The 12,971-nt window shown below is 65.2% G+C and carries 11 protein-coding genes; 7 read left to right on the forward strand and 4 right to left on the reverse strand.

The window, feature by feature from the left end; all coding sequences use genetic code 11:
• Positions 1–19: 19 nt before the first annotated feature.
• Positions 20–1,528, reverse strand: a complete 1,509-nt coding sequence (locus tag CD932_RS10375) for a PLP-dependent aminotransferase family protein (protein ID WP_094442569.1) — start codon at positions 1,526–1,528, stop codon at positions 20–22.
• Positions 1,529–1,640: 112 nt separating this feature from the next.
• Here CD932_RS10375 and CD932_RS29345 point away from each other — a divergent pair, with 112 nt between their 5' ends.
• Positions 1,641–2,024 carry a LysR substrate-binding domain-containing protein gene (locus CD932_RS29345; RefSeq protein WP_254926543.1) on the forward strand — a complete coding sequence of 128 codons (384 nt, stop codon included), beginning with the start codon at positions 1,641–1,643 and terminating at the stop codon, positions 2,022–2,024.
• 40 nt (positions 2,025–2,064) lie between these two features.
• Here the strand turns inward: CD932_RS29345 and CD932_RS10385 are convergent, their stop codons facing one another.
• From CD932_RS10385 to CD932_RS10395, 3 genes are all read right to left on the reverse strand, one after another.
• Positions 2,065–2,340 (reverse strand): DUF493 family protein, encoded by a 276-nt coding sequence (locus CD932_RS10385; protein WP_094442570.1) that lies wholly within the window; start codon positions 2,338–2,340, stop codon positions 2,065–2,067.
• Positions 2,341–2,652: 312 nt separating this feature from the next.
• Positions 2,653–4,248, reverse strand: a complete 1,596-nt coding sequence (locus tag CD932_RS10390) for a DUF6600 domain-containing protein (protein ID WP_094442571.1) — start codon at positions 4,246–4,248, stop codon at positions 2,653–2,655.
• 113 nt (positions 4,249–4,361) lie between these two features.
• Complete coding sequence (locus CD932_RS10395; protein WP_094442572.1) at positions 4,362–5,003, reverse strand: LysE family transporter; 642 nt, start codon at positions 5,001–5,003, stop codon at positions 4,362–4,364.
• 173 nt (positions 5,004–5,176) lie between these two features.
• On the opposite strand from CD932_RS10395, the gene CD932_RS10400 reads away from it, so the two are divergent.
• The 6 genes from CD932_RS10400 (at position 5,177) to CD932_RS10425 (ending at position 12,962) form a co-directional block, all read left to right on the forward strand.
• The gene (locus CD932_RS10400; RefSeq protein WP_094442573.1) at positions 5,177–6,124 is read left to right on the forward strand and encodes a DUF808 domain-containing protein; all 948 of its coding nucleotides are present in this window, start codon (positions 5,177–5,179) and stop codon (positions 6,122–6,124) included.
• Between the two features lie 76 nt (positions 6,125–6,200).
• Complete coding sequence (gene yiaA, locus CD932_RS10405) at positions 6,201–6,641, forward strand: inner membrane protein YiaA (RefSeq protein ID WP_094442574.1); 441 nt, start codon at positions 6,201–6,203, stop codon at positions 6,639–6,641.
• Between the two features lie 61 nt (positions 6,642–6,702).
• Positions 6,703–8,811, forward strand: coding sequence for an EAL domain-containing protein (locus CD932_RS10410; protein ID WP_094442575.1), 2,109 nt, complete (start codon positions 6,703–6,705; stop codon positions 8,809–8,811).
• 235 nt (positions 8,812–9,046) lie between these two features.
• On the forward strand, positions 9,047–10,729 hold the full coding sequence (locus CD932_RS10415; RefSeq protein WP_254926544.1) for a PAS domain-containing methyl-accepting chemotaxis protein: 1,683 nt from the start codon (positions 9,047–9,049) through the stop codon (positions 10,727–10,729).
• Positions 10,730–10,751: 22 nt separating this feature from the next.
• Positions 10,752–12,209 carry an oxygen-independent coproporphyrinogen III oxidase gene (hemN, locus tag CD932_RS10420; protein WP_094442576.1) on the forward strand — a complete coding sequence of 486 codons (1,458 nt, stop codon included), beginning with the start codon at positions 10,752–10,754 and terminating at the stop codon, positions 12,207–12,209.
• A gap of 9 nt (positions 12,210–12,218) precedes the next feature.
• The gene (locus CD932_RS10425) at positions 12,219–12,962 is read left to right on the forward strand and encodes a sulfite exporter TauE/SafE family protein (protein ID WP_094442577.1); all 744 of its coding nucleotides are present in this window, start codon (positions 12,219–12,221) and stop codon (positions 12,960–12,962) included.
• Positions 12,963–12,971 lie beyond the last annotated feature (9 nt).

The raw sequence follows: 12,971 nt of genomic DNA on the forward strand, positions 1-12,971 counted from the left end.
CGCTGCGGCGAAGCCGTGATTATACCGCCACCGTGGCGCCAGGATCGGGCATGGCTCGGATCTGCAACAACAGGTGCGCCAATTTCGGTGCCGCCAGCCGGATCTGCGCCGGGTTCAGGGCCGTGTAGCCGATCAGCACGGCCGGCGGCAGGCTTACCTGCTGACAACATTCGCCCAGCCCCTGCAGCGCCAGGCCGGCCTGCGCGGCGCGCGCGCAAAAAGCCGCTTCGTCGCTGCCGGGCGGCAGCCACAGCACGCAGTGAAAACCGGCTTGCTGGCCAGAAATAGTGTAGCGGCCGGGCGCCAGTTGTTCCAGGCAGGTCAGCAGCAGGTCGCGCCGCTCCTTGTAGGCCAGGCGCGCCTGGCGCAGATGACGCACAAAGGCGCTGTCTTCCATCCAGGCGGCCAGCGCCAGCTGCTCCGTCACGCCCACCGAGCGGCCCGTCACTTGCAAGGTGCGCAGCAGCAGGGGACGCAAACCGGGCGGCAACACCATGAAGCCCAGGCGCAGGCCGGCAAACAGGGTCTTGTTGAAGCTGCCGCAATAGATCACGCGCTGATACTGATCGAGCGATTTGAGGGCCGCCAGCGGCGCGCTTTGGTAGTTGAATTCACTGTCGTAATCGTCTTCCACCACCCAGGCGCCGTTGTCGCTGGCCCAGTCGAGCAGGGCCAGGCGGCGCGTGACGGACATCGCCACACCCAGCGGCGACTGGTGCGCCGGCGTGACATACACCAGGCTGGCGTCGGCATGCGCCTGCAGCGCGGCGCAATCGATGCCTTCGGCGTCGACCGCGATATCGACCGGGACGGCGCCGGCCAGGGTGAACAGGGTGCGCGCGGCAGGGTAGCCGGGGTCTTCCAGGCAGACCTTGTCGCCCGGGCGCACGGTGGCGCGCGCGACCAGGTCGAGCGCGTGACCGATGCCGGTGGTGATCACGACGTCTTGCGGGTCGCAGCGGATGCCGCGGTACTTGGCGAGGTAGTCGGCAATCTGCCGGCGCAATGCGGGTGCGCCGGCCGGGTCGGCGCTGCACAGCTGGGCCGGCGTGGCGGCAGCCAGCGCCCTGGCTGCGCAGCGCGACCAGGAGGCGGTCGAGAACAGGGCCGCGTCGGCGCGTCCGCCAACAAAGGCCAGGGCGTCGCGCACGCCGGTATCCGGCAGCAGCTGGGGCAGAGGCAGGGCGGCACTGGCACCGGCTGCCCGTTGCTCCGGCAGGGCGAAGCCGGCCATCAGGAAACGTTCCGGCACCACCGCGCACACGCGCGTGCCGGAACCGGGCACGCGCGTGACATAAGCTTGCGCATGCAGGCGGTCGAACACGGTTTCGATGGTGCCGCGCGACAATTCCCAGCGCGCCGCCAGGGTCCGGCTCGATGGCAGGCGGCTGCCGGCCGGCAAAGTCTTGCCGAGGATGGCCGCGCGCAACGCCTCATACGCGCCATCCTGCTTGCTGACACCGGGTTGGTCCAGCCAGCTGGCAGGGCGCGGCAAATCCGGGGCTAGCGGTAATTTTCCTGACGGCATAGAGAATCGTCCAAGTGGTCCAATGGTTTTTCGTGCTAACGGCAACCGCATTACACCACAACCATTCTACTCTCACCGTTCTGGTGCGCCAGCCCTGGCCTGCCACTTTATTTTGGTACAACATCAAAACACCGCCCTCGCCCTGGGCCTGGAGCGCCATCCTGCTGTTGCGGGTCTGCCCGCCGCGCCGGGCGACCTGGCGCAGGCAACCTTGCTGCGCTCGCTCGCGCCCTGGCAGCCGTGGCTGGCGGCGGCGGGCTTGCCACTGGCCGAGCCGGCCGGTGGCGTACTGTACGAGGATTTGTCGATGCTGATACGTTCGGCCATCGATGGCGACGGCGTGGCGCTGGTGCGCCATGCGATCGTGCTGCAGGAGCTGGCGGAAGGACGGCTGGTGCGCCTGTTCGACCTGGTCGCGCCCAGCAAGGACGCGTACTACCTGGTCAGCCCGCCCGCTGCGGCCGGGCGGGAACCGGTAGTGGCCTTCAGCGCCTGACTGAACGAGGAAATCGCCGCTTTCCAGGCAGGGCAGCTGCTTACATCACGATCTTGACCATCGGATGCGCCGACAGCGCGTTGTACAGTGCGTCGAGCTGTTCGCGGCTGACGGCGCGCACGGTAACGGTCAGGCCCGTGTAATTGCCCTTGCCCGAAGGACGCACTTCCAGCTTGCCTTCATGGAAGGTGGGATCATGGCTGACCACCAGCGCGGTGATCGTGGGTGCGAAGTCGATATGCGTCGGCCCCATGATCTTGATGGGAAAGTCGCTCGGGTATTCGATCAGCGATTCGCTGGGAGGGATGGTTTGCATGGTGGTTCCAATCAGAAGCGGTGAGGGCGGGGCGCGCCCGCATAAGGCCGTATTGTAGCGAAATTCGCCCACCGACGATGCCGGCGCCGCCTGCCCGTCGATGCAGCAAAAAAAAGCCAGCTGGGTAAGCTGGCAAAAACTATTTCGCTTGCACAAAATAGCCGGAAAAATCGCTGCTGTCTCGCCGCACGGCGTTGCGCCGTGCGGCAATGACGCTACTGTAGAGAAGACACCGATGATTTACTTCCGGCATGTGATGAACTGTCGGTTTGAAGGCATGAACCGGCTGAAATTGCCGCCAGACGGTACTGTTCAGCGCTCCGTTTCCTGGAGGCGGCCACTGCCGCGCCCCTGGCTGGGGCGTTCGCGCGCCTGACCGCCGCGCTCGGCGCGCGCTTCGTTGGCAGTGGCAGGACGGGGGGCCGGCATCGCCGGCGCGGCAGGCGGCAGGGACTGTGGCGTCTGGCGGTTGCCGCGATCGAACCGGTCGCCGCGCTCACTGCGATCAGGCCGCTCGGCACGCTCGCCGCGCCAGGACGGACGGCCCGGCTGGGCGATCGTATCCTGTACCGGCGGCAGGACGGGCGCGGCGGGCATGGCCGGTGCGGCTGGTGTGGCAGGCAGCGGCGGGCGCCGCGGTTCGCGCACCGGCATGGCGATATCCTCGGTCTGCAGACGGCCGCCACGGTTGCTCCAGTCGCGGCGCGGAAAATCAGGACGATTTGCTTCGCGCGGCGCACGCTGCCAGGCGGCGCCAGGGGCGGGCAAGGGCGCGCCGCCCAGGGGCACGTTATGCACCTGCGGCGGCGGCATCGTCGTCCCGCCATCGCGCCGGGGCTGGTCACGTTCCTGGTACCGGTTCCGGTTCCGGTCCCGGTCCCGGTCCCGGTCGCCGGGCATATAGCGCTCGCGCGGCGACAGCGGGAACCAGCCCATGCCGGGGCCTTGGCCGGGTCGGTATTGCAGACCCGGCCGGGGGCCGTGATCGCCACTGGCCCAGCCCACCAGCGCCGGCGCCCAGGCGCTGCGGACCCGTTCGCGGCCCGGCGCCCAGCCCCAGCGCTGGCCGACCTGCACCCAGCGGCCATAGTGCGACGGCGCATAGCCCCAGGGTGCATTGTCGATCCAGGTCCAGCCCCACGGCGCGATCCAGCGCCAAAGGCCATCGCTGTACGGCGCCCAGCCCACGGGCACCGCGCGCGGCAGCCACAGCGGGCCGTATTCGGCGTCTTCCTGCCACGTGCCATGGCGGTCCAGCTCTTCATAGCCGGTCATGTCTTCGGTCACATAGCGCAGCGCCGGCGAAGCCGCCACTACCGTTTCGGGCCAGCGGTCAAAGGCGATGCGCTGCAGCGGGCCGGTGCGCAACTCCTCGTCCGTCAGTTCGGCGCGCTTGCCGGCGCGCAGCATCACGCTGGCCGTGCCGCCATCGATATCGGCCGCGCCTTCGAGCACGCTGACCACGCTGGTGCCGGGCAGGCGTTCGGCATCGACGCGCACCCAGCCCAGCTGCGTCAGCACCACGCGCGCCTGGGCGGTGGTCACTTCCAGGCCGCGCAGGGCGTCAGGATTGCGCACCCGCACGCTGACGCTGCCGTAGCCGAGGTGCAATGTGAAACGGTCCTCATCGAGCTGCGTCACTTCCAGCTCGGAATCGCCATCGAGACGCACGGCGGCGCCGCCGACGCGAAACTCGGCCAGCGCATGGCGCCGGGTGGTGATGCGGTTGTCGCTGCTGACGGGCCAGTTGAGCAGGGCGTCCTGCGGCTCGCCATCGCCGGCGCGCACCAGCACTTGCCCTTCGACCGTGGAGATGCGCCCCACCCGCTCGGGGGGATCGGCCAGCGCTGGCGCACCGGCCGCAGACAGCACGAGGGCAAACACGGCATGGAGGAAAGACGGACGCATGATGGCGCTCCAGTTGGACGACGAAGTACGAACACTGTATAGAGATATGGCCCGATTACAGCCCGAGGCGCGTTACGCCACAAGCGGGCTTACAAATGATTGCAAGTGCGCCATCAGGACGTGGCGTGCGCGCCACGTTTGACGAAAAACAGCGCCGCGCCGACGGCCATCAGCAGGCCGCCAAAAAAGCGGTTCTGCTTCCTGACGGCCCTGGCGTCGCGGAAAAAACGCTGCATCGACGACGCCAGGTACGCATAGCTGTGCATGACGATCAGGTCGATGGTGCACATGGTGACGGCCAGTATCAGCAGTTGCGGCAGCACGGGCGCGCCGGGGCTGATAAATTGCGGCAATACCGCCACCATGAAAATGATGCCCTTGGGATTGGTCACATTGGTCAGGAAGCCGGTCAGCACGCGCCGGCCCATGCTCGGCAGCACGGCGGCCGCGTGCAGGTCGCCGGCCACGGCGATCTTCGCGCGCCACTGCGACAGCCCCAGCCAAATCAGGTACAGCGCGCCGACGGTTTTCACGATATTGAAGGCCACTTCCGAGGCCAGCAGCAGGGAGCCGACGCCGGCGCCGGCGATGAACAGCACCACCAGCAGGCCCAGTTGCAGACCGAGGATGGTGGCGCTGGTCTTTTTCACGCCATACGACAGGCCGTGCGACATCGACAGCACGGCGCCGGAGCCGGGCGAGACGGCGATGATGGAAGCGGCAAGGACAAAGGCGATCCAGGTGGCAAAGCTCATGCGAAATCCAGAAAGGAGAGGAAGCGGCAATTTTACCGCGCCGCGTGCGTCGCCGCCGGGCTGGCTGGGTTAAGATCATGCCAAGCTCCATTCTTGCATCCCAACCAATAAGAACATGATGAACATTACACTTCTTTCCTTCGCCCCATGCACCGCCCCGGAGGGCTGCTGAGATGGCCGGCACCAGCCTGTTTGCCCTGCTCGACGATATCGCCAGCATCCTCGACGATGTTTCCCTGATGACCAAGGTGGCGGCCAAGAAAACCGCCGGCGTGCTCGGCGACGACCTGGCCCTCAATGCCCAGCAGGTATCGGGCGTGCGCGCCGAGCGCGAACTGCCGGTGGTGTGGGCGGTGGCGCTCGGTTCCTTGAAAAACAAGGCCATCCTGGTGCCGGCCGCGCTGGCCATCAGCGCCTTTGCGCCGTGGGCCATCACGCCGCTGCTGATGGTGGGCGGCGCCTATCTGTGCTTCGAGGGCTTTGAGAAGATCGCCCATCCCTTGCTGCACCCGGACGACAGCCACAAGGCCGAGCTGGCCGAAGCGCTGCGCGACCCGAATGTCGACCTGGTGGCGCTGGAAAAAGACAAGATCAAGGGCGCGGTGCGCACCGATTTCATTTTGTCGGCCGAAATCATCGTGATTGCCCTGGGCACGGTGGCCACCGCCACCTTCGCCGAACAGGTGGCGGTGGTGGCCGGCATCGCCGTGATCATGACGGTGGGCGTGTATGGCCTGGTGGCCGGCATCGTCAAGCTCGACGACGCAGGGTTTTACCTGGCCGCGCGCAAGGGCCCCGGCGCGCTGATGCATGGCGTGCGGGCGTTGGGCCGCATGCTCGTTGCCGCCGCCCCCAGGCTGATGAAGTTCCTGTCGGTGGTCGGCACCCTGGCCATGTTCATGGTCGGCGGCGGCATCCTGACGCACGGCTGGCCGTGGGCCAGCGCGCTGCTGCACCAGATCGAGCATGCGGCGGCCGGCGTGGCGGTGGTCGGCGGCGTGCTGGCGGCCGTGCTGCCCAGCGTGGTCAACGCCGTGGCCGGCGTGATCGCCGGTGCCCTGGTGCTGGCGGTGGTCAGCGGTGGCCAGGCTTTGTTGCGCATGGTCAAGCCGGCCAAATAGACTTTCTGCTCTGATGGGGCGGCGGCAACCGTGGCTGTCGCCCGCATTTCCCTTCCAACCACCTCAGGAGTCAAGCATGCAGCAATCCCCCTTCCAACGTCCGAGCAGCGCGTTTATCGGTGCCTCGTGGGCCGCACTGCTGATCGGCTCGATCACCTATCTGGCGGGCCTGTGGAATGCCGGCATGGCGCTCAATGAAAAAGGTTACTACTTCACCTTGCTGATGTACGGCTTGTTCGCCGCCGTCTCGCTGCAAAAATCCGTGCGCGACCGGTATGAAGGCATCGCCGTGACCGGTATTTATTTCGGCCTGTGCTGGATCTCCGTACTGCTGGCCTTGCTATTGTTGACGGTCGGCCTGTTCAACGCCACCATGCAGAACAGCGAAAAAGGCTTTTATGCCATGTCATTCTTGCTGAGCTTGTTTGCGGCGGTGGCGGTGCAAAAGAATGTGCGCGATATCGCCCAATCGGCCCGCCCCACACTTGACGAGCCCGCCGCCACGCCGCCGGCCTGACAGATTCGGGAACCAAAATGCGGCAAGCGCGTCTACCTGTTTATCAACACAGGAGGGCGCGATGAGCGACCAGCAAAAACGTTTGCAGATGGCACTCGACGCGGCGCACATGGCGATCTGGGATTCGCACCTCGTCGGTGGCCAGGTGGTCGACGGCACCGTCAGTTGGTCGGCGCGCGGTGCGGCATTGCTGGGACTGGAGGAGCGGGCGCTGACGCAGACGTTCCGCGATTTTCTCGCCTGCGTGCACGCCGACGACCGCACGCACGTGCTGGAAGTACTCCAGGATGGCGTGCAGCGCCACGGCGGCTATGCGTTGCAATACCGCGTGGTGTGGCCCGACGGCAGCGAACGCTGGCTGGCCGCCAGGGCGCAGGTGTTCATGGACGCTGGCGGCCAGCCCGAGCGCACCCTGGGCATCATCTGGGACATCACCGAACATACGCAGCAGGAAATCATGATCGCCGAACGCAAGGAACTGGCGGAAGTGACGCTCAGTTCCATCGGCGACGCCGTGATCACCACCGACCCGCAGGGCAAGACGCGCTACCTGAACCGCATGGCCGAGCAATTGACGGGCTGGACCACCCAGCTGGCGCAGGGCCTCGATATCTGGGAAACCATGCCGCTGGCCGACGAACAGACGGGCGCCACGCTCGAGCACGTGGCCATCAAATGCCTGCGCCAGCGCCAGGCGGTCGGCACCTCGGCGCACACCAACCTGATCACGCGCGACGGGCGCCAGATCGCCGTCGAGGATAGCGCCGCGCCGATCTGGTCGCGCGACGGCGAGATCCTCGGCGCGGTGGTGGTGTTTCGCGACATCAGCCATGAGCGCAAGCTGAGCCGGCAATTGTCGTGGGAAGCCACGCACGACCACCTCACCGGCCTGGTCAACCGGCGCCATTTCGAGCACCTGGTGGCCGGCGCCCTGCACACGTCCAAGGAGCAGGGCCATGTGCACGCCCTGCTGTATCTGGACCTGGACCAGTTCAAGGTCATCAACGATACCTGCGGCCACAACGCCGGCGACGTGCTGCTGCAACTGCTGGCCAAGCTGCTGCAATCGCAGATGCGCGACAGCGACATCCTGGCGCGCCTGGGCGGCGACGAACTGGGCGTGCTGCTGCCGCACTGCCCGATGGAACATGCACGCCAGGTCGGCGAACAGCTGCGCCAGTCGATCCGCGACTTTCACTTTGCCTGGGATGGCCGCAGCTACGAGCTGGGCGTGAGCATCGGCATGGTGGAAATCAGCCAGGACAGCAAGTCGCTGAGCGAACTGATGATCGCCGCCGACCAGGCCTGCTACCTGGCCAAGGAGCAGGGCCGCAACCGCATCCACGTGTACCAGGAAGCGGACGTGATGCTGGCCCAGCGCCATGGCGAAATGCTGTGGATCGCGCGCCTGAACGAAGCGTTCGAAAAACAATATTTCCGCCTGTACGCGATGCCCATCGTGCACCTGCGCGAAGGCCAGGAACGCCACGACGAGGTGCTGCTGCGCATCTGTAACAGCAAGGGCGACCTGATCCTGCCCGGCGCCTTTATCCCGGCCGCCGAGCGCTACGACATGATGATCTCGATCGACCGCTGGGTCATCCGCGCCGTGTGCGCCCATATCCAGAGCGTGCGCGAGAGCCTGGAACCGGTCGCGGCACTGGTGGAACAGCGCCGCCGCGCGCCGGCGCTATATTCGATCAATCTGTCGGGCATGTCGCTGGTCGATACCGGCTTGCAGCACTACATTACCGAGCAGTTCGTGCACTACGCGATCGCCCCCGAACAGATCTGCTTTGAAATCACGGAAACGGCGGTGATTGCCAACCTGCCCAAGGCGCAGGTGTTCATGCACCAGCTCAAGGCCCTCGGCTGCCGCTTCTCGCTCGACGACTTCGGCGCCGGCTTCTCCTCGTTCGGCTACCTGAAAGCGCTGCCGGTCGATTACCTGAAGATCGATGGCGTATTCGTGCGCGACATCGCCGCCAACGCGATCAATCGCGCCATGGTCAAGGCCATCAATGAAGTGGGCCACGTGATGGGCCTGAAAACAGTGGCCGAATACGTGGAAGACGAAGCGACGCTGGCCGTCATCCGCGAACTGGGCGTCGATTACGCCCAGGGTTACGCGGTGGGCGGCTTGCGCCCGCTGGTGGCCGGCATGGACTGAAGGGCCAGCTACGCCGTAGTCACTATGGCGGCATGCATCAAACCATCCCTCTGCAGAAATGATTAGCCGTGTCTGCGCGCCGTTAAATTAGCCACTCCAATTTTAGGGATTTTGATCTACATCAATAAATTTGCGCTGATGACTCCTTACACTGATCCACGTTCTTGCAATCCTGCAAGCTTTATTCAATAACCGCGTCCGACTGCCGTTCGACGCACCTGTCCGGGAAGCCGTCATGCGCCAGAATTTGCCAGTTACCAACCGTGAAACCCTGGTTCTCGAGGATCAGGCCATCGTCTCGAAAACGGACATGAACGGTAACATCGTGTACGTGAACCCGTATTTCAGCCAGGTCAGCGGCTTTACCGAGGCAGAACTGATCGGCTCACCGCAGAACATCGTGCGCCATCCCGACATGCCGGCCGAAGCGTTTGCCGACATGTGGGCGTCGCTGAAAGCCGGCACGCCATGGACCGGCCTGGTCAAGAACCGCTGCAAGAACGGCGACTTTTACTGGGTGCGCGCCAACGTCACGCCGATCCGCGAAGCGGGCCAGACCATCGGCTACATGTCGGTGCGGGTGAAAGCCGACAAGGACCAGGTCAAGGTGGCCGAAGAGGCCTATCACGCCATCCGCCACCAGGAAGGCGGACGCATCGTCATCAAGCACGGCCAGATCGTGCGCCCCGGCCTGGCCCATGTGCTGCACAAGCTGACCCATATGTCGCTCAGCCTGCGCATCTGGATGGCGACCAGCGCCGTCAACTGCCTGCAGCTGCTGGTGTGCGCCATCACCCTGTTCGCCGCCAACAGCGGGGTGACCAACTACGGCATCTTCGGCGCCACCCTGGCCGGCTTCCTGATCAACGTCTTCCTCTGGTACACCTTGCGCGTATCGGTGCTGCAGCCTTTGAACAAGGCCCTGAACGGCGCGCGGGCGATCGCCGCCGGCGACCTGTCGGGCAGCTTTGAAACGGACAGCACCGATGAAGTGGGCCAGTTGCTGCGCGCGCTGCAGCAGATGAACAGCAATCTGATCGCCACCATCCGCGACGTGCGCATCAATGTCGAAACCATGGCGGTGGCCACCAAGCAGATCGCGGCGGGCAATATGGACCTGTCGGGCCGCACCGAATCGCAGGCGGCCAGCCTGGAAGAGACGGCGTCGAGCATCGAAGAATTCTCGTCGACCGTCAAGCAGAACGCCGACAACTCGGTGCAGGCCAATGATCTGGCCGTGGCCGCATCGAAAGTGGCAGTGCAGGGCGGCGAGATCGTCGCCGACGTGATCACCACCATGGCTGAAATCAATACCTCGTCGAAGAAGATCGTCGACATCATCGGCCTGATCGAAGGCATCGCTTTCCAGACCAATATCCTGGCGCTGAACGCGGCCGTGGAAGCGGCGCGCGCCGGCGAACAGGGCCGCGGCTTTGCGGTCGTGGCCGGCGAAGTGCGCAGCCTGGCGCAGCGTTCCGCAGTAGCAGCCAAGGACATCAAGCAGCTGATCGACATTTCCGTCAGCAAGGTCGGCGCCGGCATGCTGCAGGTCAACCGCGCTGGCACCACCATGGAACAAGTGGTCAGCTCGGTGCAGCAGGTGACCGCCATCATGCAGGAAATCTCGATCGCCTCGCGCGAGCAAAGCATCGGCGTCGACCAGGTCAATAGCGCCATCGCCCACATGGACCAGGTGACGCAGCAGAATGCGGCGCTGGTCGAGGAAGCGGCGGCAGCGGCCACGCGCCTGTCGGAAGAAGCGGCCAGCCTGTCGCAAGCGGTCAGCCTGTTCAATTTCGGCAAGCTGCCGCCGACGCGCCGGCTGACGCCAAATAACGCACGTGGCGACGCCGCCAACGCCGGCAATAGCAGCCAAAACAGCGGCAAAAGCGCCGGCCTGAAACGCCTGGCTGCCTGATCATTTCAAGAATCGAACCACCATGTCCACATTACTGAGCAACACTTCCGGCGAACTCGACGCCGTCGTCGAATTCGATCCTGTCATCATCGGCAAGATGAGCCAGTCCGGCCCGCGCTACACCTCGTATCCGACCGCCGACCGCTTCCATGCCAATTTTGGCTATGGCAATTTCCTCGAAGCCGTGGCGGCGCTGCGCATGCGCGGTGGGCGCCGTCCGCTGTCGGTGTACGTGCACGTGCCGTTTTGCGACACCCTGTGCTACTACTGCGCCTGCAACAAGATCATCACGAAAGACCGCAGCAAGGCCGTCACCTATCTCAGCTACCTGAAGCAGGAAATCGCCATGCAGGCCAAGCTGTTTGCCGGCATGAACCAGATCGAGCAGCTGCACTTCGGCGGCGGCACGCCCACCTACCTGAGCGAAAAACAGATGGACGAGCTGATGACGCATCTGCGCCAGCACTTCGAATTCGCGCCGGACGCCGATGGCGAATACTCGATCGAAATCGATCCGCGCACGGTCTCGCGCGAACGCGTGTTTTCGCTGCGCGCGCAAGGCTTCAACCGCATCAGCCTGGGCGTGCAGGACTTCGACGCCGACGTGCAAAAAGCCGTCAACCGCATCCAGCCCGAAGCGGAAACCGTGGCCGTGATGCAGGCGGCGCGCGACGCCGGTTTTCGCTCCATCAGCATCGACCTGATCTATGGCTTGCCCAAGCAAAACATGGAGACCATGACGGAAACCTTGCGCAAGGTGATCAACGCCAGCCCCGACCGCATTGCCCTGTACCACTATGCGCACATGCCGCACCTGTTCAAGCCGCAGCGCCGCATCCTCGACGCCGACATGCCCGACAGCAGCACCAAGCTGGCCATGCTGGGCCTGTGCATCGCGCGCCTGACGGCCGCCGGCTATGTGTATATCGGCATGGACCATTTCGCCAAGCCCACCGACGACCTGGCCGTGGCGCAGCGCCAGGGCCGCTTGCACCGCAATTTCCAGGGCTATTCCACGCGCGCCGAAGCGGACCTGATCGCCTGCGGCGTGTCGGCCATCAGTTCGGTGGGCGCCGTCTACAGCCAGAATGAAAAGACGCTGGACGCGTATTACGAAAAGCTCGACGAAGGCGTGCTGCCGATCGCGCGCGGCATCAAGCTGGAAACGGACGACATGCTGCGCCGTATCATTATCCAGATGCTGATGTGCAATTTCGAACTGTCGATCGCCACCATCGAGCAATCGCACCCGGTGATTTTCCGTAGCTACTTCGCCAGCGAGCTGGAAAAGCTGCGCGAACTGGCGCGCGACGGCCTGCTGATCATCGAAGAGGACTGGCTGACGGTGACGCCAAAGGGCCGTCTGTTGATCCGCAATATCTGCATGGTGTTCGACCGCCACCTGGCCGAGGCGCGCGCCAGGGCAGCGCTGGCGCCAGCCGATGCGCCGCAACCGCTGCGCTACTCGAAGACGGTGTAACGCGCGCCGATGAATTCCCTGAGCCTTTTGCCGCTGTTTATGGTCGGCCTGGCCGGCAGCGTGCACTGCATCGGCATGTGCGGCGGCATCGTCGGTGCGCTGTCGGTGGGGGTTGCGCCCACGCCGCCGCGCGCGGTGATCGCCATCCATGCAGTGCGCGACAACGGTACCTTGCGCGTGCTGGCCTATAACGGCGGGCGCATCGGCAGCTATATGCTGGCCGGCGCGGCGGCCGGCAGCCTGGCCGGCGCCGGCATGGTGCGCATTGCCTCGCTGCAAGTGGCCGGCTACTGGCTGGCCAACCTGATGCTGGTCGCGCTGGGCCTGTACCTGATGGACGCCTGGCGCGGCCTGGCGCATCTGGAAGCGGCCGGCAATGTGCTGTGGCGCCGCCTGCGTCCCTTGTTAAAACCGCTGCTGCCGATGGATACGCCGCTGAAAGCGCTGGCCGTCGGCGGCCTGTGGGGCTGGGTGCCATGTGGCATGGTCTACAGCGCCTTGCTGACCGCCATGATGGCCGGTTCGGCCCTGCACGGCGCGGCCGCCATGGCCGCGTTTGGCCTGGGTACCTTGCCAACGCTGCTCGGCATGGGATTGCTGGGTGCGCGATTGCGCCAGCAAATGCAGCGCCGCGCCGTGCGCATCGCCAGCGGCCTGCTGGTGCTGGGCTTTGGCTTGCTGGGCTTGTTGCGCGCGGCCAACGGCGTCTCGCTGGGCTGGCTCGACGCCCTGTGCGTGGCGCCCCATCCATGAGAACACGCC

This window comes from Janthinobacterium sp. PC23-8 (genome assembly GCF_002250505.1).
Taxonomy (GTDB): Bacteria; Pseudomonadota; Gammaproteobacteria; order Burkholderiales; family Burkholderiaceae_D; genus Janthinobacterium.

Coding starts and splice junctions, on each gene's coding strand:
- CD932_RS10375 (WP_094442569.1), bottom strand. CDS start 1,528: ATGCCGTCAGGAAAATTACCGCTAGCCCCGGATTTGCCGCGCCCTGCC.
- CD932_RS10385 (WP_094442570.1), bottom strand. CDS start 2,340: ATGCAAACCATCCCTCCCAGCGAATCGCTGATCGAATACCCGAGCGAC.
- CD932_RS10390 (WP_094442571.1), bottom strand. CDS start 4,248: ATGCGTCCGTCTTTCCTCCATGCCGTGTTTGCCCTCGTGCTGTCTGCG.
- CD932_RS10395 (WP_094442572.1), bottom strand. CDS start 5,003: ATGAGCTTTGCCACCTGGATCGCCTTTGTCCTTGCCGCTTCCATCATC.
- CD932_RS10400 (WP_094442573.1), top strand. CDS start 5,177: ATGGCCGGCACCAGCCTGTTTGCCCTGCTCGACGATATCGCCAGCATC.
- yiaA (WP_094442574.1), top strand. CDS start 6,201: ATGCAGCAATCCCCCTTCCAACGTCCGAGCAGCGCGTTTATCGGTGCC.
- CD932_RS10410 (WP_094442575.1), top strand. CDS start 6,703: ATGAGCGACCAGCAAAAACGTTTGCAGATGGCACTCGACGCGGCGCAC.
- CD932_RS10415 (WP_254926544.1), top strand. CDS start 9,047: ATGCGCCAGAATTTGCCAGTTACCAACCGTGAAACCCTGGTTCTCGAG.
- hemN (WP_094442576.1), top strand. CDS start 10,752: ATGTCCACATTACTGAGCAACACTTCCGGCGAACTCGACGCCGTCGTC.
- CD932_RS10425 (WP_094442577.1), top strand. CDS start 12,219: ATGAATTCCCTGAGCCTTTTGCCGCTGTTTATGGTCGGCCTGGCCGGC.